This is a genomic window from Bacillus sp. Root131 (assembly GCF_001429475.1).
Classification (GTDB): Bacteria; Bacillota; Bacilli; order Bacillales; family Bacillaceae_G; genus Bacillus_A; species Bacillus_A thuringiensis_S.
Genome location: NZ_LMJQ01000012.1, coordinates 166,391 through 185,494 on the forward strand (window position 1 = coordinate 166,391; position 19,104 = coordinate 185,494).

Here is a 19,104-nt window from a genome sequence, read left to right on the forward strand (position 1 = left end):
GTATGATTCGAGTATTGTTATTTGCGCACTTGCAAGAAGAAGCAGGGACAAGTGAATTACAAATAGAGAAAGAAAATATTACGGTTGCAGAGTTAAAAGATGTTGTTGCGAAAGAATATAATGTACCAGTTTCAGAGCCAATTATGGTTGCGATTAATGAAGAATACGCAAATGAAGATGACAGGGTCCAATCTGGTGATGTTGTTGCACTAATTCCACCAGTGAGTGGTGGTTAATATTGGATTCATTAAAACGACTTTCCTAAGTAGGGGAAGTCGTTTTTTTATGGCGTTTTTGAGAACACTAACTTATAGGATAAGGAGGACGTTATGAAAAAAATATGTGTAATTATTACAGTGATATGTTCTATCTTTTTCTCTTCTCCAAGTGATTCTTTCGCGAAAGAATCAAGGGAACAGCTTTTAGAGAGTGCTTTATTGAATAGGTACTATTCGGTTATTAGACAAGTGACAAAAGATCAATATGAATGTGATTCAGTTATAAATATAAAGCGTCTCGGCAGGAAAGATGAATTTGTTCCTAGATTTGAAGTGACGCTACAATTTCTTACTTTTCAAGGGGCGCATAATCCCCCAAATGACAAAGTTACACTTACTTTGGAGGATTATTTAGATCATATAAAGGTAAAAAATGTGGAGCGAGAAAAGAATGTTTCTAATGATGTTGTAGAAAAGATTTGTGCTCGCAAAAAAGAAAAAATGAAAGCTCATTCTAATGATTGAGAGTGGTAACTTATTCCGCTATTTTGCGGGATGATTAAAGTTTCAATTTATGACATTTTACAGAGAAAGGTAATGGGCGATGGATATATTTTTAGCAATTTTACCAGCTATATTTTGGGGAAGTATTGTGCTATTTAATGTAAAACTGGGTGGGGGACCGTATAGTCAAACGCTCGGAACAACGTTTGGAGCACTTATTTTCTCAATTGTTGTTTATATTTTTATGAAGCCAGTATTAACACCTACCGTTATTGGAGTTGGAGTTGTTTCAGGTTTATTTTGGGCACTTGGTCAGGCGAATCAATTAAAAAGTATTGATTTAATGGGTGTTTCGAGGACGATGCCAATTTCAACAGGACTTCAATTAGTCGCGACGACTTTATTTGGCGTTATCGTATTTCATGAATGGTCCACGACAATATCGGTCGTCCTTGGGATTTTAGCGCTCGTTTGTATTATTATCGGTGTTATTTTAACATCGCTTCAAAGTGAAGAAGAAAAAAATGCAGAGCAAGCAGCAAACTTTAAAAGAGGTATCGTAATTTTATTAATTTCAACAGTCGGTTATTTAGTTTACGTAGTAGTGATTAGACTATTTAACGTAGATGGTTGGTCAGCTTTGTTGCCACAAGCAGTTGGTATGGTGTTAGGTGGGATTTTGCTTACCTTTAAACATCAGCCATTTAATAAATATGCAATCCGAAATATTATTCCAGGATTAATTTGGGCAGCTGGAAATATGTTTTTATTCATTTCGCAGCCGCGTGTTGGAGTCGCAACAAGTTTCTCGCTATCGCAAATGGGAATTATTATTTCCACGCTTGGTGGGATTCTTATATTAGGTGAAAAGAAAACGAAACGCCAATTAACGGGTATCGTTGTCGGTATCGTTTTTATTATTGCAGCCGGAATTATGTTAGGTATAGCCAAAAGTTAAAGGAGGTATAGAAATGTATAGTGATTTAGCAGGGAAAGTTGTCGTTATTACAGGATCAGCAACTGGTCTCGGAAGAGCGATGGGAGTGAGGTTTGCTAAGGAAAAAGCGAAAGTGGTTATTAATTATCGCTCACGAGAATCAGAAGCAAATGGTGTGTTAGAAGAAATTAAAAAGGTAGGCGGCGAAGCGATTGCTGTAAAAGGTGATGTAACGGTCGAATCAGATGTTGTGAATCTCATTCAATCTGCTGTGAAAGAGTTTGGTACGCTTGACGTTATGATTAATAATGCAGGGATAGAAAACGCGGTACCGTCGCATGAAATGCCGCTTGAAGATTGGAATAGGGTAATTAATACAAATTTAACAGGTGCTTTTTTAGGAAGTCGTGAAGCGATTAAATATTTTGTAGAACATGATATTAAAGGGTCTGTCATTAATATGTCTAGTGTTCATGAGAAAATTCCGTGGCCACTATTTGTGCACTATGCAGCAAGTAAGGGTGGTATTAAACTGATGACAGAAACGTTAGCGCTAGAATATGCGTCAAAAGGTATTCGAGTAAATAATATTGGGCCAGGTGCAATTAATACGCCGATAAATGCAGAAAAATTTGCTGATCCAAAGCAGCGTGCTGACGTAGAAAGTATGATACCGATGGGCTATATTGGAAAACCTGAAGAAATTGCAGCAGTAGCAACTTGGCTTGCTTCTTCAGAGGCGAGTTATGTAACGGGAATTACGCTATTTGCAGATGGTGGAATGACGTTATATCCATCGTTTCAAGCTGGGCGTGGGTAATATGAAAAGGACAAAGAGTTTTATCTCTTTGTCCTTTTTACAAAAAAAATAGCGTTCAGCTATTTTAAATTTAATGATTAATTGTATCTTGAAGAAATTCTGTTGCTTGATGTTCAGTAACATTTTGTACGAGCGCGACTTCGCTAATCATCATTTTTCGGGCATTATCTAGCATTTGTTTTTCGCTCGCATTTAATGTTCTCTCTTTATTACGGCGAAGTAAATCCCGAACCACTTCTGCGCTATCTTGTAAATTGCCATTTTTCATTTTTTCCATATTCATTGTATATCTTTGTTTCCATGAGAGTGATGGGTCTGACTCCCCGTTTTGAAATTCAAGAAGTATATCATCTAACGTACCTCGATCAACGATATAACGAATACCTGATTTTTTTAATTGTTCCATCGGAAGCATTACTTGCATATCTTTACTAATGATGCGTATCACACAATATTGACGTGAAGTACCTAATATTTCTTTCTCTTCAATTGCTTCGATAATTCCTGCACCGTGCATTGGATAAACGATTTTATCACCAATTTGAAACAAATCATCCACCTCCATATGTGGTAACCACTTTTAATGATAGCATACGTATGTAAAAATGTTAAATTTTATATAATAACATAATATTTATATTCGAGTCAATAAGGTAAAGTGCTTTTTTTATGTTTTTTTGGGGATTTTATTTATAGTGATTTTTTTAGAAAAATAGTACAGGTGAAGAAAGAAGGCATATCCACTTATTTTTAAGCATAAAATGTAAAAGCGCTAATACAATATACCTAAATCCGTTCTTTGCAAAGGAGGGAGAGAAGGTGGGGCGCACAATAAAAATTGATATTACAAATAAAGTTGTAGCTAAATTTAGACCAAATTATTTGGAATTATATACGAGTAAATTTATGATAGGTAAGTTTTATGTCTATACTGAAGATAAAAAATATGTGTTAGAAGACGGATATATATATGAGAATGGAAAGTTTTATCGCATCATAGATACGCACCGTGGCAATAATCAAGCGGCGGAGGGCTGCGATCTAGGATGGTGTTAACATGATTCGTGTGAAAGTGTTTGATGAAAGTCACGAAAAAGACTTAGAAGACGCTGTGAATGTTTTTTTGAAAAAGATTGATGATAGCAACTTTGTAGATATTAAGTACCAAGTTGGTGTTTCCATTAACGACGATGAAAACCAAATTTATTGTTTTTCAGCAATGATCGTTTATAAAGCATAAAAAAGAGCTGGCTCATCCAGCTCTTTTTTATGTTTTATGTTGGGACAACATGTGTCGGTAATACGTTCATAATAGATTGGGTTGTGCCTGATTTCTTTGTCGTTAAAAGAGGCTCCCCTGTTTCATGGTTTTGGGCATCTTTACACATACCAAGGTGATAACGATCACCTAAAAATGGATCAATATAAAAACCGTTTTTGAATACTTTATCATTCGGATGTTTTTCATGATGAATATCAGAGCAGTTAATGCAATAGAACATAGCGTTCAACCCCTTTTTATTTTGTTTGAAAAAAGTGAGTCGGTAGTCATTTCGCTCCTAAGGAAATGTTGAGGAGAAGAGAAATAACTACCTACTCAAATGGTGGGCATATTCCTTCTGATTTGTCATATCTCGCGTATTGTCCCTGAGGGAAGGAGGAGAGACGAAGTACGCATGATATAAGTAAGGCACTTCTTTCAATATGAATGATGGAGTTTCATGTTGAGAGAAGTTTTTATTTTGTATTGCCTTTGTGAGTATATTATGAGGAAATGCTAAGAGGGTGTTTGTCCTGTTGAAAAAATGTTGAGAATTTCTCAACAGTAAAAGAATTAGCGTTGACATGAAACCAAAAGGTGTTATATCATCAAAGTACAACCAAAAGGTGTTATGTTATAACGCGGAGTAAAGGAGAATGAAAATGGAACAACAAAATACATTAAATGATATTAAACAAACAATCGTTTTTAACGCGTCTATTCAAAAGGTATGGAGTGTAGTATCAACTGCAGAAGGGATTGCGTCATGGTTTATGCCAAATGATTTTGTATTAGAGGTAGGACATGAATTTCATGTGCAATCACCATTTGGGCCATCACCATGTAAAGTGTTAGAAATTGATGAGCCAAACCATTTATCTTTCTCATGGGATACAGATGGCTGGATTGTTTCATTTAATTTGAAAGACTTAGGAGATAACAAAACAGAATTTACGTTAATTCACGGCGGCTGGAAACATCCTGATGAAATTCTTCCGAAAGCAAATGCGAAGAGCTCTATTATTCGCGATAGAATGAGCGGTGGTTGGGTAGCGATTGTAAATGAAAAACTGAAAAAGGTTGTCGAAGGCTAAGTGTCCTCGTCAGCAGCGAAATATGATGTATTTCAAGCAATTGCTGATCCAACCCGCCGAGAAGTAATACGGTTATTAAGTGACAAAGAGTTACCGATTTCCAAAATAACGGATCATTTCCCGATGAGTCGTACTGCGGTTGTAAAGCACCTTCATATTCTTTCGGAAGCGAATTTAGTAAGTGGAAGAAAAAGCGGAAGAGAGAAGATATATCGTTTGCATCCAGAACCATTAGAAGAATTACAACAGTGGCTCTCGTATTATGAGCGTTTTTGGGATAATAAATTATCCATGCTGAAACATATTGTGGAGAATGAAGAGTAGATGTTATGTAAAAAGGATGACCAAAATGGTCATCCTTTTTATTGTTGCTCACTTGTTTGTGTAGCTGGCTTTAATAAAATCCAAGCGATAATTAATGTACATACTGCTAATACGAAAGTGCTCATATAAATGACGTGTACGCTTGATGCTAATGCGGATTGTGATTCGGTTACTACGTTTGCTGTAGTACCGCCATGTCCACCAGATACAAGATCAAGATTTTTAATACCACGTGCGTGAATCATCGTATTGAAGATTGTACCGAATATTGCAGCACCTAACGTTTGACTAAATGTATTAATAAATGTGTTTAAACCAACAGCTGTTCCGCGTGTATGAGCTGGGACTGCTGCTTGAATTGTTACCATGTAAATCGGTGTCACAAGCCCCATTCCTAAGCCGAATAATCCAACTGCTACATAAATAAGGAACGATGGTGAATTGGTTGATAGTGTAAATAATAAGAACGTAGCGACTGATAAAATGCTAGCCCCAAGTAAAATGATTTGTTTCGTTTTTAATTTGCCTACTAAGTTACCAGAGAAAATAGCGCCAAATGTCCACATAACAGGGATTGGCATTAAAATAAGTCCAGCTTCTGTAGCGTTTTTTCCTAATACACCTTGGCTCCAGATTGGTAGGTACATTGTAATACTAATAATCATTGCGCCAGCAATAAGAGTTAATATATTTATCGTAGATAATGTACGGTTAGAGAAAAGTGTTAAAGGAATTAATGGTTCCGGAGATTTTTTCTCGATGAACAAGAAAATAATGAATGAAATAGCGGCAAAGATTAATAGGCCGATAATTGTCATGTCTCCCCAGTTTTGCTTACTGCTACCTGTTAATAATGCATATAGTAGAGCGATTGTACTTAATGAAAAAACTGTTGCACCAAGATAATCGATATGGTGTTTAGCGGGCTTAATAGATTCTTTGTAGTAAATTGCAATCATTAAGCAAGCGATAATTCCAAATGGAACGTTTAAGAAGAAAATATAGCGCCAAGAAAGGGAATCAACTAAAAATCCACCTACTAACGGTCCGATAACACCGGATACACCCCAAACGGCACTCATCCAACCTTGTGCTTTCGCGCGGTCTTTCGCTTCGCTATATAAGTCTCCAATTATCGTCATTGTGATTGGCATAACAGCACCAGCACCGATACCTTGAAGAGCGCGGAAGAAAATTAATTGTTCCATCGATGTAACGACTCCGCAAAGTGCAGAACCGACTAAAAAGATTGTAGCTCCGATCAGTAAAACTTTTTTACGGCCGAATAAATCAGCGAGCTTTCCGTATATTGGAGTCGAAACAGCTGTTGCAAGCATATAAATTGCATATACCCAACTAACAAGTTCGACGCCTGACAAATCACTCGTTATACGAGGGATTGCTGTACTAACAATCGTTCCTTCTACCGCAGAAAGAAACGTCATTAACATTAAAGACATCATGACTTTTTTTCTCATTTGTTTTCCCCTTACCCTTTTTTAAATATTCAACAATATAAAATATAAAGGTACTAAGGTATATAAAGCAACAAAAAAGCAATGGAAAGTTACATGGAGCAGATGTTTGTCGCTTCTTGTCGGTAAGTCGATATATTTGAGAAATCGCCGATATAAGTTGTAGAATCGCCGATAATGATTTCATGGCAATATTAAAAAAGAAACAGGAATCCCTGTTTCTTTTTTAATATTGCATTTTCGCGTTTTCTCCAGCTGTCGTTCCAGCAATTCTACCAGTAACGAGGGCTGATGTAATATTATAGCCACCAGTATAACCGTGGATATCAAGAACTTCTCCGCAGAAATATAAGCCGTTCGTGAATTTAGAAGACATTTCTTTCGGATTAATTTCTTTCACGGATACACCTCCGCCAGTAACGAATGCTTTTTCAATTGACTGCGTACCATTTACATTCACAGTAAACTCTTTAAAGTCTTTCACAAGTGCACGAATCTTTTCGTGAGAAACTTGTCCAGCTTGTTCACTACCGTCAATTTCATTTTTTTCTAATAAGAATAGGAAGTAACGTTCAGGGACATAACCTTTTAAAACGTTTTTAATTCCTTTTTTCGGATCTTCTTTCATTTGTTTCAGCATGCGCTGAAATAGTTGCTCACTATTTTCCTCTGGCAATGCATCAATACTCATTTGTATTGTGTTCGTTTTAAACTTTTTCAGTGCTTTCACGACGAATTGACTACAGCGAAGAGCAGCAGGACCAGATAGGCCGAAATGAGTGAAGAGCATGTCCATTTTGTGAGAAATGATAGCTTTTCCTTTCGGGTTTAATACGCTTAAGTTTATATCACGTAAAGCAAGACCTTGTAATGAGCGATCACGTATAAACGGCTCGTTTGACAGGATAGGTACTTCTGTTGGGAATAATTCTGTAATTGTATGACCTGCTTTTTCAGCCCAAGCGTATCCGTCTCCAGTGGAACCAGTTTGAGGAACGGATTTTCCGCCAACAGCGATAACGACATGATTTGTTTCTAACACTTCGCCTGTTTGCAGTACAACTGCCTTCGTTTGACCATTTTCATATTCAATCGTTTCAACAGGCGTATTTGTACGGATTTTTACACCTAAGTCTTTTAATCGTGTTAAAAGTGCATCTACAACAGATTGCGCTTTGTTTGACACGGGGAACATGCGACCGTGGTCTTCTTCTTTCAATTTAACACCAAGATTTTCGAAGAATGTAATAATATCTTCATTATTAAAAAGAGAAAAAGCGCTGTATAAGAAGCGACCGTTTCCTGGTATATGTTTAACAATTTCATCAAGTGGTAGACGGTTCGTTACGTTACAGCGTCCGCCACCAGAAATCGCAAGTTTACGCCCAAGTTTATTTCCTTTATCAAGAAGCAGGACATTTGCGCCTTCTTCTGCAGCACCAATTGCAGCCATTAGCCCAGAAGGACCGCCGCCGATGACAATAACATCATAATGCATAATATATCGACCTCATTTTCTACATTTCCTGCCTAAAAGAATAGCATGTTTTCCGTTAAAAGAAAAATAGAGTGAAGTACTGCTTAATGAGAGAATTGTGGTACAATACAAAAGTTAGAGTTCAGCACTATCCTGCTATTTGTAGGCGATAAGACTAAAACCTCAAGATTTAGGAGAAGTAAATAGGGAGTCTGTTAGCCTGTAAATGCTCGAATGGTTCAACTAATAATCAGTGGAGAAGAACACCCCACTGATTAAAGTTTCATTTTATGTAGATGTAGGAGGATTTTTGTATGTCCGATTCGAAATTTCTGCGCGGAACGCTTATTGTTACGCTAGGGACATTTTTAGTAAAGTTCTTAGGCATGATTTACGTCTTCCCGTTTCATGCATTAGTAGGTACAGAAGGCGGAACGCTCTATACATATGGATACATTCCATATACGATCTTTTTAAGTATCGCAACGGCAGGTGTGCCGCTTGCTGTTTCAAAATTTGTTTCCAAATATAATGCGCTTGGCGATTATAAAACGAGCCGGAGAATGTTCCGCTCGGGAATGGTTATGATGATAGTAACAGGAGTTCTTTCGTTCCTAGTACTGTACATGACGGCACCGTTGTTTGCAGAAGCGATGCTTGGTAAACAAAGTATACACAATAATGTAGGAGAAGTTACGACGATCATTCGTCTTGTAAGTTTCGCACTTATTGTTGTACCAGCAGCGAGTTTAATTCGTGGTTATTTCCAAGGTCACCAGTCTATGGGACCAACTACCGTTTCACAAATTATTGAACAAATTATTCGTATCGTCTTTTTATTAGCAGGTAGTTTTATCGTTATTAAAGTACTTGGCGGTACAGTTGCAACAGCAGTTGGAGTAGCGACATTTGCTGCGTTCGTTTCAGCGGTTGGAGCACTCGGTGTGTTAATTTGGTACTGGTTAAAACGTAAAAAATATTTGGATCAATATTTAATTGAACAAACTGTACCAGAATCAACAGTAAGTACTGTTCAATTGTTTAAAGAGTTATTCGCATATGCGATTCCTTACGTTGTAATTGGGTTAACAATTCCTTTATATCAACAAATTGATACATTGACATTTAACTCAATTATGCAGGCGATTGGTCAAGGTGATATCGCAGAGCGAGCGCTGGGTATTTTCACAATGTGGACGCATAAGTTAATTATGATTCCTGTATCACTTGCAACAGCGTTTAGTTTAACGCTTGTACCAGCAATTACAAAATCATTTACTGAAAAACAATACCGCTATTTGAAATTACAAATTACACAAACATTCCAGGCAAATATGTTTTTAACATTGCCAGCAGTTATCGGTATTTCAACACTTGCATATCCAATTTACACTGCTTTCTATGACTCAGATCCATTAGGTGGACAAGTATTAATGTGGTATGCACCAGTTGCATTGTTATTTGCTTTATTTACAGTAACAGCGGCAATTCTTCAAGGGATTAATCAGCAAAAGCATGCAATTGTCGCGCTTATTATGGGTGTTATTTTGAAATTTGTATGTAACGTAATCTTTATTCGTTATTTCGGTACAGTAGGAGCAATTCTAGCGACCGCAGTTGGTTTCTTAGCTTCTGTTTGGTATACAAATCGACAAATTAAAAAATACGCACACTATTCATTCGGTGTTGTATATAAAAGAACATTCCAAATTGCAGTACTGACACTTATAATGGTCGTTGCTGTAAAACTATCACAATGGCTTCTATCCTTCATGATTTCGCCTGATGGCCGTATTGGTGCTCTTATAACAGTTGCGATTTGTGCAGGTATTGGTGGTCTTGTTTACGGATTGTTAGCAATTCGCACAGGAGTACTTGAAAGAGTATTTGGCGGAGAAGCATTGGATAAAATTCAACGTAAACTTGGTAGTAGATTTAAAATAAAGTTGAAATCAAGAGGGGCGTAATTACGTCCCCTTTTCTATGATAAATAAAGAAGGTGAAAAGCGTGAGATTAGATAAATTATTAGCGAATATGGGATATGGAAGTAGAAAAGAAGTAAAGAAATTATTGAAAGATGGCGTTGTGAAAATTGATGGAACGCCAGTAAAAGATGCGAAAGTTCATGTAAATGTAGAAGAGCAAGAAGTTATGATTCACGGTGAAGTTGTGGAATACAAAGAGTTTGTTTACTTAATGATGCATAAACCACAAGGTGTTATTTCAGCGACGGAAGATGATAATCATGAAACAGTAATAGATTTATTAGAATTAGAAGATGCAATCTTTGATCCGTTCCCAGTTGGACGACTTGATATCGATACGGAAGGTTTCTTATTGATAACAAATGATGGGAAGTTATCACATCAATTATTATCTCCGAAAAAGCATGTGCCGAAAAAATATTATGCACACGTTGCAGGAGTAGTAACAGAAGAGGATGTAAAAGAGTTTGCTAAAGGTGTTATCTTAGACGATGGCTATGAAACAAAACCAGGTACGCTTACAATATTGAAAAGCGATGATATTTCCGAAATTGAGCTTGTGATTACAGAAGGGAAATTCCATCAAGTGAAGCGTATGTTTGAAGCGGTAGGGAAAAAAGTAGTCTACCTAAAGAGAACGGAGATGGGTCCGTTAGTATTAGATGAAGAACTAGAACTTGGACAATACCGAGAGCTAACAGATGAAGAAGTAGAAATGTTAAAAACATATCAAGTAGATACTGAAAAGTAGTACCTTTATAGGCGCAGAAAAGACCCCTTTCTAATAGTTAGAAAGGGGTATGTATTTATTTACATACAATTATTTTTTGTTATGAGGTCATTCTCACTTTCTTTCCTGTTGTTGTCCACTTACCGCGGCAAGGGCTATACACGAGTTCATTAAACTGCAACACATTTAGATCACGTTGTATCGTTCGCGGTGTGATCCCGAACTCATCTACAAGGTCTTTCGTCGTTACCGTTCCGTTTTCATTGATGTACATATAAATTGATTTAATGCGTGTTAGCATACGAGTAGTTGTAGGTTTCAAGAGAAAACCACTCCTCTACTAGTTTTTTTGACCCCATTCAGGAAAGAAGGTCGTTACTACCATTGTACTCTACATGATAAAATTCATGCTTTAATCTACTTAAATTTTACAAAAGTTTAACAAAAATTCATATAGAAAAATATTGGTAGTTGACATTGTATATATGGTCAGTCAACTAACACATAAAATTCTACGTAAAACGCCAAATTCCTGCAAATTTTTTTGAAAAAATAAAAGAAAAACTAATAAGAAATGTCTGAAATATTACAATTGTTCGGTATTTAGTTTTCGTGTATGGCATAAGGGATTTCGGTTTGCTATGATGAAAGAGATAATATAGTGAAGGATGGATGCGTGATGTCAGCGATTAATTGGACAGAAGAAGTTGCAAAACGAAAAGATGATTTAATTCGTGATACACAACAATTTTTACAAATTAAAAGTGTATGGGAAGAAGAATCGGCGAAAGAGGGCGCACCATTCGGTGAAGGGGTAGAAAAAGCGCTATCTTTCATGTTACATAAAGGAGAAGCTGAAGGTTTTGCTTCTAAAAATTTAGAAGGATATGCAGGTCATCTTGAAATGGGACAAGGAGAAGAATTAGTAGGTATTCTTTGTCACGTTGATGTTGTACCAGAAGGAGATGGCTGGACGACTCCCGCATATAGTGCGGATATTCGCGATGGAAAGATTTTTGCACGTGGTGCAATTGACGATAAAGGCCCAACGATGGCAGCATATTATGCGATGAAAATTGTGAAAGAATTAGGCTTACCTCTTTCAAAACGTGTTCGTATGATTATAGGAACAGATGAAGAAAGCAATTGGAAATGTGTAGATCACTACTTTAAAAACGAAGAAATGCCAACAATCGGTTTTGCACCAGATGCAGATTTTCCAATTATTAATGCAGAAAAAGGAATTTCTGATATACAAGTTGTGCAAAATGGTAGTGAAGAGAAAAAAGGTACATATGAACTTGTTTCATTTGATTCAGGGCGACGTTTAAATATGGTTCCTGATTTTGCAGAAGCGGTTATTACAGGAGAAGATGTAAATGCACTTACAGTAGCATATGAAGAGTATTTACAAACTGCTAAAAAAATAGGGGAATCGACTATAGAAGGTAATACAGTGACGTTGCAAATAAAAGGAATTTCAGCGCACGGATCTACTCCTGAAAAAGGAGAAAATGCAGGTTTATTATTAGCAAACTTCTTGACTACAGTTTCACTTGATGGAAAAGCAACTGCATTTGCGACATTTGCAACAGAAACATTTACTGGTGATATTTTGGGTGAAAAAGCTACTATTGCTTATAAAGATGAAATTAGCGGTCCGTTAACAGTGAATGTTGGTCGCCTTTCTTATACGAAAGAAAACGGTGGTAACTTAGGGCTAAACGTACGTTACCCAGTTACAACTAACTTTGAAGAAACAATTGCGAAGTTGAAAGAGTATGTTGGTACGCATGGATTTGAAGTAGCTGACTATTCTAATTCACGCCCGCATCACGTTGATAAAGACCACGTATTAATTCGTACGTTACAACGTGTATATGAAGAACAAACAGGTGAAAAAGCAGAACTATTAGCAATTGGCGGAGGTACTTATGCTCGTTCATTAAAAGCTGGTGTGGCATTTGGACCGCTATTCCCTGGAAAGGAAGAACTTGCGCATCAAAAAGATGAGTACATTGAAATTGAAGACTTATTAAAAGCAACAGCAATTTATGCGCAAGCAATTCATGAATTAGCGAAGTAAAGTGAAACTTTAATCGCCGATATATGAATAATGACCGCTCTCTACTTTAGAGGGCGGCTTCTTTTTAATTGAATGAGATAAGAAAGAAAAGCAACAATAGAAAGAAGGAGACGGTGTACATGGATAGGCATTATTTTGTCGCAATTACGTTACCAAATCATATAAAAGAAGTGCTGTCTAACTATAAAGAGGATACGAATGAGAAATTACCATTTCGCTCGTGGGTACATAAGGAAGATTATCATATTACCCTTTCCTTTTTAGGAGGTGCGACAGAAGAACAGTTAAAAGGGATAAAGAATGGATTACAAACACTTATAAAAACAAAAGAACTATCGTTCACGTTACAAGGTTTTTCAACGTTTGGTAGGGAAGATCAGCCCCGTATTCTTTGGGCGAAGGTAAGTGAGAATCATGATTTGTTTCAGTTACAAAAGCAAGTACATGCCATTTGTGAAGAAAATGGTTTTTCTCTAGAAACACGCCCGTATCATCCACATATTACTGTTGCTCGTAAATGGATAGGAGAAGAAAAGTTTCATTTAGAAAGTATAAAAGAAGTGCCTGAAATATCATTTCAAGCAGATACAATTACTTTATACGAATCCCACGTGAAAGAAACCCCGAAGTATAAATCGATTGCTGAAATAAAATTACAAAAATAGAATGTTGAAAACGTTTTTTATGCAGGTGAATATACTATAGAGAAGAATGGAGTTACTGTATAGAGTCTTGTTGATAAGAAAAGCCTTATCATTTGCAGCTCATTTTATCTCGCCTGATTGGTGAAGGCTAATAATAAGTGAGGATGGGAAAATTTTCTCGCTCATTAAAGTTTCACTTTATTTTAACTTTGAGAATGATGGTGATTTTTTTATGTTGAAAGTAAAACGTCCATTTGATGCCTATTTAGATGAAATGAATAAAATTACAATTTTGCTCCCACATGCGTATGGAACAAGTCGGACATTTCGTTTGCAAGAAGGAAGTAATGTGAAAGATTTACCGATTGCTCATACTATTGCACTTCCAGATGCAACGAAGTATGAGTGCTTTATAGAAGAGCCGCTAGATGTGGGGAAGTATTATACAGTACGAGATGAACGGAATGAAGAAACGGATTTACAAATAGGTGCTGTTATTCGAACAACAATTTTCGATGAAAAGTATTATTACGAAGGTACAGATTTAGGTGCTGTGTATCAAAAAGAAGAAACGACATTTAAAGTATGGGCTCCAACCGCAAGGCTTGCGAAAGTAAGAATTTATAAGAGTGATAAAGAATATACCGATCATGAAATGTACAGAGAAGAAAACGGAGTTTGGATTCAAACATTACAAGGGGATTTAGACGGAGCATGCTATACATTTCTTGTTTGTATTAATTTAATATGGAACGAAGCTGTGGATCCTTATGCAAAGTCGGTGACGGTAAACGGCAAACACGGTGTTGTTATCGATTTAGAAAAAACGAGTGTAACAAGACGAGAGGGATTACCACCATTACAATCAATGACAGATGCCATATTGTATGAACTGCATATTCGTGATGCGACTATACATCAAAATAGTGGAGTGAGTCAAAAGGGAACATATAAAGGATTGATGGAAGAGGGAACAACGGGACGGAACGGGACGTTAACAGGGTTGTCTCATATAAAAGATTTAGGTGTTACACATGTTGAACTATTACCTTTATATTGTTTCGGTGGTGTAGATGAGGCGAATCCTTCGTCCGCCTATAATTGGGGGTATAATCCATTATATTACAATGCACCAACAGGATTTTATGCTACAAATCCCTCTGATCCGTATAACAGGATAGTTGAGTGCAAACAACTAATTGAAACATTTCATGAACAAGGTATTAGGGTGATCATAGATGTTGTATATAATCATGTTTATGAAAGAGAGCTATCATCATTTGAAAAGCTTGTTCCAGGCTATTATTTTCGTCATGGTGAAGATGGTATGCCTTCTAATGGGACGGGAGTCGGAAATGATATAGCGTCTGAACGGAAAATGATGAGGAAATTCATTGTAGAGTCTATTTTATATTGGCTTACTGAATACAATGTCGATGGATTCCGATTCGACTTAATGGGAATTTTAGATGTTGATACAATGAATGTGATAGAAAAAGAAGTACGAAACATAAAACGAGATGCTTTATTATTAGGAGAAGGATGGGATTTACAAACACCACTTCCTGCCAAAGAAAAAGCAACGTTAAATAATGCGAAGAACATGCCGCATATTGCGCAGTTTAATGATCAATTTCGTGATGGGATAAAAGGGAGTACATTTCATATAAACAAGCGTGGTTTTGCATTTGGTGGGTCTGTAGACTGTAATCATTTGCAGTATATTGCAGCAGGAAGTCTTTTAAGTATGAAAGAAACAGGGCTGTTTCTAGAGCCGGCGCAAAGCATTAATTATGTAGAATGTCATGATAATATGACGATGTGGGATAAACTAGTGCGCAGTAATGAAGAATCAGAAGCGATTTTGAAAAAACGTCACCTGCTAGCGAGCGCAATGGTTATTCTTTCACAAGGCATTCCTTTCTTACATGCAGGACAAGAGTTTTATCGTACGAAGAAAGGAAATGAAAATAGTTATAATGCAAATGATGAGATCAATCAATTAGATTGGGATCAAAAAGAGAAAGAGATAGAGACTGTTAACTATATAAAAGGTTTAATTGCGATTCGTAAAGAGCATGGGGCATTCCGATTACAAAACGCAGACCTTATAAAAAAACATATGACTTTTTTACAAACATCTACAGAAGTACTTGCATACCACCTGCAAAATGTAAAATCGTTTGGACCGTGGAAAGAGATTGTCGTTTTATTTAATAGCGGTTTAGAAGCTAAAACGGTGCAACTTCCGAAAGAAGAAACGTGGCATGTGTTAGTAAACGAAAACGAAGCGAAAATAGATCCAATTTCTTTATTTAGAGGAAAGGAACTTAGGCTCGCTCCAATTAGCACGTATATATTGACGATAATGTGACAAATCGCTACTTGACGATGAGAATGTAATAAATGTAGAATTGACAAAGGTGACGATTTTGATAAGTTGTCATTCTATGACAGGTTTTGTAAAATAAAATAGAGGATTTTTGGCCTAGGCTAATTTTTCTTTTCATTTACAGTAAAATATATGAATCCACAACATGTGTAGAAATGTTGCGGTTTTTCTTTTCATAACTATAAAAGATAAGGATTTGTTAACGGGTAATGAATATGGAATGGTTGGAACAATTATTAGGAAAAGAGTGGAGTCTTGTACCGGCTGGTGGAGTAACGGGCGATGCATATATTGCGCAAAACGGACAACAGAAGTTATTTTTAAAGCGGAATACATCGCCCTTTTTAGCGGTATTGTCAGCAGAAGGAATTGTTCCAAAATTACTTTGGACAAGAAGGGTAACGAATGGTGATGTAATTTCTGCTCAAAAATGGCTTCCGGGACAGAAGCTAGAGCCAGAGGATATGAAACTAGAACGTGTTGCGAAACTTTTGAAGAAAATACACTCCTCTAAAGCGCTTGTACAGATGATTCAAAGACTTGGGAAGCAGCCGCTTCACGCACAAGAGTTATTACAACAACTGCAACTCGTTTTAAGAGGAGATATAAGGGATGATGAAACAATTCAGCAAGGCCTTCAATATTTAATGGGTTCATTAAAAGCTATTGAATACAATGAATTTGTTGTATGCCATTGTGATGTAAACCATAACAATTGGATATTGTCGGATGAAGATGAGTTGTTTTTAATTGATTGGGATGGAGCTGTAATTGCTGACCCGGCTCTAGACCTTGGTATGTTATTATATTGGTACATTCCGCGCCAGGAGTGGAGTGAGTGGCTCGGTTTTTATGATATTGAAATGGATGAATCGCTGCTTAGGCGTATGAGATGGTATGTGATAGCACAAACGATTTTGTCTATTCAATGGCATACAACAAAAAAACAGCAAGCAGAAGCTGAATATTGGCATCAATATTTACAGCAACTACTTGCTTCAGAATAATACTTAAGAAAAATTGTCCATTCCAGCAATCCACTGAGTAAGTTGTTCTTGATTATTGGAAATATGGTTGTCCAAATTAGAGGAAGATTTACCCGATTGACTATAAGAATATACATCGTTTAGCATTGTTTTAGCGTCACTACTTATATTATCGTTTGCGAGTAACGATTGAATGAGGCGCTCTAATTGCTCGCATTCTGAAACTGTCCCGCAGCAATCACTTTGGTGGTTGACTAAAATATCTTTCAGCACTTCTAATTGATGTTGTTGATTAATTGGCATGAACGGATCATCCTTTCGATTGTTTTTCTCTTCAAATGTAAGAGAAAAAGCTGTTTCGTCATGGAATGTTTAATGCTGTATGTAGTTTTTATCAAAATGGTACATCTTATACTTGAAAGAAACGGACCGAGTGCTCGTACGTACTTGGTTTTTTGTTTGGTAGATTAATTAAAAAAAGAAAGAAGGAATTATTCCTTTAAAATAGTTTTGTAAAGAGAGGGAGACATCTATGCGTTTAAGACATAAACCATATGCAATGGATCGAATTAACGAGTATTCACATATCGTAATCGGAAACCCAGAGGAGCGCGCTGGTAACTGGAAAGAAGTATTTGGAAATGAACAACCAATTCATATTGAAGTAGGTACAGGTCGTGGCCGCTTTATGTATGATATGGCAAAAGCGAATCCACATATTAATTATATTGGAATTGAAAAATTCACAAGTGTTGTTGTAGATGCACTTGATAAATTAATTGAAGAAGAAGTGCCGAACTTAAAGTTAATTAATAAAGATGCTGAAGATTTAACAGTTTTCTTTGCAAAAGGTGAGATTGATCGCGTTTATTTAAACTTCTCAGATCCATGGCCAAAGAAGCGTCATACGAAGCGTCGTTTAACGTATAAAACGTTTTTACGTAATTATGAAGAAGTGTTAGTAGAAGGCGGAGAAATTCATTTTAAAACAGATAACCAAGGTTTATTTGAATATTCTCTTATGAGTATGGCTGAGTATGGTATGTTACTAACGTACTTAAGCTTAGATCTTCATAACAGCGACTTTGAAGGTAACATCATGACTGAATACGAAGAGAAATTCTCTAGTAAGGGTCATCGTATTTACCGAGTTGAAGCAAAATATCGTACAGAGCCTATGCAGTAATGCATAGGTTTTTTTATGCCTAAAATAATCAGAATTTTATGTTAAGATTAATTGAAAGGGGGATGTGTAATGGAACAGTTACAAATTGGAGATATAAAAGTAACGTGGTTAAAAGGCGGGAATACACATTTAGATGGAGGGGCAATGTTTGGTGTTGTGCCGAAAGTACTTTGGTCACGTAAATATACACATAATGACACAAATCATATTTACTTACGAACAGATCCGTTACTATTACAAACGAAAGATGGAAATATGCTCATTGATTCAGGAATAGGAAACGGTAAGTTGAATGAGAAGATGAAACGAAATCAAGGTGTAACAGAAGAGTCATCGGTGTATGAATCATTAAAAAAATTAGGATTAAAGTCTGAAGATATCAACTACGTCTTAATGACACATCTTCATTTTGATCATGCATCTGGTCTAACAAAATGGGAAGATGATTACCTTGTACCGGCATTTCCAAATGCGAAAGTTTACGTAAGTGAAACAGAATGGAATGAAATGAGGAATCCAAACATTAGATCACGTAATACATATTGGAAGGAAAATTGGGAGCCAATTGTAGATCAAGTTGTTACGTTCCAGCAAGAAATAGAAATTACAGATGAAATCAAGATGACGCATACGGGTGGTCATAGCGATGGACATGCAGTTATCGCTTTGGAGAGTCAAGGAGAAACGATGCTACATTTAGCAGACCTATTGCCGACACACGCGCATCAAAATGTATTATGGGTAATGGCATACGATGATTATCCGATGACTTCGATTGAAAATAAGCAAAAGTGGATGAAGTATGGTGCTGAAAAAGAGGCGTGGTTTACGTTTTATCATGACGCATATTATCGTGCTGTGAAGTGGAATGAGGAAGGACATATTGTAGAAAAAATAGAACGGAAAACGAGTATAGAAGCTTAAAAAGAGGAGATTGTTCCATCATATTTGTTGGAGCAGCTTCTTTTTTATTATCGGATTTTG

Annotated in this window: 22 protein-coding genes; 16 read left to right on the plus strand and 6 right to left on the minus strand. The window is 36.5% G+C overall.

What is annotated here, in order from left to right:
* Positions 1-2: 2 nt before the first annotated feature.
* The 4 genes from moaD (at position 3) to ASE54_RS21745 (ending at position 2,479) form a co-directional block, all read left to right on the plus strand.
* The gene (gene moaD, locus ASE54_RS21730; RefSeq protein ID WP_000621773.1) at positions 3-236 is read left to right on the plus strand and encodes a molybdopterin converting factor subunit 1; all 234 of its coding nucleotides are present in this window, start codon (positions 3-5) and stop codon (positions 234-236) included.
* A gap of 93 nt (positions 237-329) precedes the next feature.
* The gene (locus tag ASE54_RS21735) at positions 330-743 is read left to right on the plus strand and encodes a DUF3888 domain-containing protein (protein WP_000717657.1); all 414 of its coding nucleotides are present in this window, start codon (positions 330-332) and stop codon (positions 741-743) included.
* A gap of 79 nt (positions 744-822) precedes the next feature.
* Positions 823-1,680, plus strand: a complete 858-nt coding sequence (gene glcU, locus ASE54_RS21740; protein WP_000350863.1) for a glucose uptake protein GlcU — start codon at positions 823-825, stop codon at positions 1,678-1,680.
* A gap of 13 nt (positions 1,681-1,693) precedes the next feature.
* Positions 1,694-2,479 carry a glucose 1-dehydrogenase gene (locus ASE54_RS21745; RefSeq protein ID WP_000286680.1) on the plus strand — a complete coding sequence of 262 codons (786 nt, stop codon included), beginning with the start codon at positions 1,694-1,696 and terminating at the stop codon, positions 2,477-2,479.
* A 70-nt stretch (positions 2,480-2,549) separates the two neighbouring features.
* Here ASE54_RS21745 and ASE54_RS21750 read toward each other — a convergent pair whose 3' ends face one another.
* Positions 2,550-3,044 carry a CarD family transcriptional regulator gene (locus tag ASE54_RS21750; protein ID WP_000451446.1) on the minus strand — a complete coding sequence of 165 codons (495 nt, stop codon included), beginning with the start codon at positions 3,042-3,044 and terminating at the stop codon, positions 2,550-2,552.
* 254 nt (positions 3,045-3,298) lie between these two features.
* Between ASE54_RS21750 and ASE54_RS21755 the strand changes: the two genes are divergently transcribed.
* Positions 3,299-3,535, plus strand: a complete 237-nt coding sequence (locus tag ASE54_RS21755; protein WP_000533804.1) for a DUF2553 family protein — start codon at positions 3,299-3,301, stop codon at positions 3,533-3,535.
* Between the two features lies 1 nt (position 3,536).
* On the plus strand, positions 3,537-3,719 hold the full coding sequence (locus ASE54_RS21760; protein ID WP_000621751.1) for a sporulation protein Cse60: 183 nt from the start codon (positions 3,537-3,539) through the stop codon (positions 3,717-3,719).
* Between the two features lie 34 nt (positions 3,720-3,753).
* Here ASE54_RS21760 and ASE54_RS21765 read toward each other — a convergent pair whose 3' ends face one another.
* Complete coding sequence (locus tag ASE54_RS21765; protein WP_000498990.1) at positions 3,754-3,981, minus strand: DUF3973 domain-containing protein; 228 nt, start codon at positions 3,979-3,981, stop codon at positions 3,754-3,756.
* 421 nt (positions 3,982-4,402) lie between these two features.
* On the opposite strand from ASE54_RS21765, the gene ASE54_RS21770 reads away from it, so the two are divergent.
* On the plus strand, positions 4,403-4,834 hold the full coding sequence (locus ASE54_RS21770; RefSeq protein WP_000437764.1) for an SRPBCC domain-containing protein: 432 nt from the start codon (positions 4,403-4,405) through the stop codon (positions 4,832-4,834).
* Complete coding sequence (locus tag ASE54_RS21775) at positions 4,835-5,158, plus strand: metalloregulator ArsR/SmtB family transcription factor (RefSeq protein WP_000098837.1); 324 nt, start codon at positions 4,835-4,837, stop codon at positions 5,156-5,158.
* Positions 5,159-5,196: 38 nt separating this feature from the next.
* On the opposite strand, the gene ASE54_RS21780 is transcribed toward ASE54_RS21775, so the two are convergent.
* Complete coding sequence (locus tag ASE54_RS21780; RefSeq protein WP_001228024.1) at positions 5,197-6,636, minus strand: MDR family MFS transporter; 1,440 nt, start codon at positions 6,634-6,636, stop codon at positions 5,197-5,199.
* A gap of 223 nt (positions 6,637-6,859) precedes the next feature.
* Positions 6,860-8,131, minus strand: a complete 1,272-nt coding sequence (locus tag ASE54_RS21785; RefSeq protein WP_000558871.1) for an NAD(P)/FAD-dependent oxidoreductase — start codon at positions 8,129-8,131, stop codon at positions 6,860-6,862.
* A gap of 293 nt (positions 8,132-8,424) precedes the next feature.
* Between ASE54_RS21785 and ASE54_RS21790 the strand changes: the two genes are divergently transcribed.
* Together ASE54_RS21790 and ASE54_RS21795 are read left to right on the plus strand one after the other, a co-directional pair.
* Positions 8,425-10,077 carry a polysaccharide biosynthesis protein gene (locus ASE54_RS21790; RefSeq protein ID WP_001284026.1) on the plus strand — a complete coding sequence of 551 codons (1,653 nt, stop codon included), beginning with the start codon at positions 8,425-8,427 and terminating at the stop codon, positions 10,075-10,077.
* 41 nt (positions 10,078-10,118) lie between these two features.
* Entirely contained in the window at positions 10,119-10,847 is a 729-nt protein-coding gene (locus ASE54_RS21795) for a pseudouridine synthase (protein WP_001234949.1), read from the plus strand.
* A 79-nt stretch (positions 10,848-10,926) separates the two neighbouring features.
* On the opposite strand, the gene ASE54_RS21800 is transcribed toward ASE54_RS21795, so the two are convergent.
* Positions 10,927-11,148, minus strand: a complete 222-nt coding sequence (locus ASE54_RS21800; RefSeq protein ID WP_000805512.1) for a DeoR family transcriptional regulator — start codon at positions 11,146-11,148, stop codon at positions 10,927-10,929.
* A 357-nt stretch (positions 11,149-11,505) separates the two neighbouring features.
* On the opposite strand from ASE54_RS21800, the gene pepV reads away from it, so the two are divergent.
* From pepV to ASE54_RS21820, 4 genes are all read left to right on the plus strand, one after another.
* Positions 11,506-12,912 (plus strand): dipeptidase PepV, encoded by a 1,407-nt coding sequence (gene pepV, locus ASE54_RS21805; protein ID WP_001274235.1) that lies wholly within the window; start codon positions 11,506-11,508, stop codon positions 12,910-12,912.
* A gap of 119 nt (positions 12,913-13,031) precedes the next feature.
* Complete coding sequence (thpR, locus tag ASE54_RS21810; protein WP_000373845.1) at positions 13,032-13,577, plus strand: RNA 2',3'-cyclic phosphodiesterase; 546 nt, start codon at positions 13,032-13,034, stop codon at positions 13,575-13,577.
* 211 nt (positions 13,578-13,788) lie between these two features.
* Entirely contained in the window at positions 13,789-15,930 is a 2,142-nt protein-coding gene (pulA, locus tag ASE54_RS21815) for a type I pullulanase (RefSeq protein WP_000921761.1), read from the plus strand.
* Positions 15,931-16,157: 227 nt separating this feature from the next.
* Positions 16,158-16,955, plus strand: coding sequence for a phosphotransferase family protein (locus tag ASE54_RS21820; RefSeq protein ID WP_002081999.1), 798 nt, complete (start codon positions 16,158-16,160; stop codon positions 16,953-16,955).
* Positions 16,956-16,958: 3 nt separating this feature from the next.
* Here ASE54_RS21820 and ASE54_RS21825 read toward each other — a convergent pair whose 3' ends face one another.
* Positions 16,959-17,237, minus strand: coding sequence for a YtzH-like family protein (locus ASE54_RS21825; protein ID WP_001122235.1), 279 nt, complete (start codon positions 17,235-17,237; stop codon positions 16,959-16,961).
* 229 nt (positions 17,238-17,466) lie between these two features.
* Between ASE54_RS21825 and trmB the strand changes: the two genes are divergently transcribed.
* Entirely contained in the window at positions 17,467-18,120 is a 654-nt protein-coding gene (gene trmB / locus ASE54_RS21830) for a tRNA (guanosine(46)-N7)-methyltransferase TrmB (protein ID WP_001239383.1), read from the plus strand.
* A 69-nt stretch (positions 18,121-18,189) separates the two neighbouring features.
* On the plus strand, positions 18,190-19,044 hold the full coding sequence (locus ASE54_RS21835) for an MBL fold metallo-hydrolase (protein ID WP_000436877.1): 855 nt from the start codon (positions 18,190-18,192) through the stop codon (positions 19,042-19,044).
* The last annotated feature ends 60 nt before the right edge of the window (positions 19,045-19,104 follow it).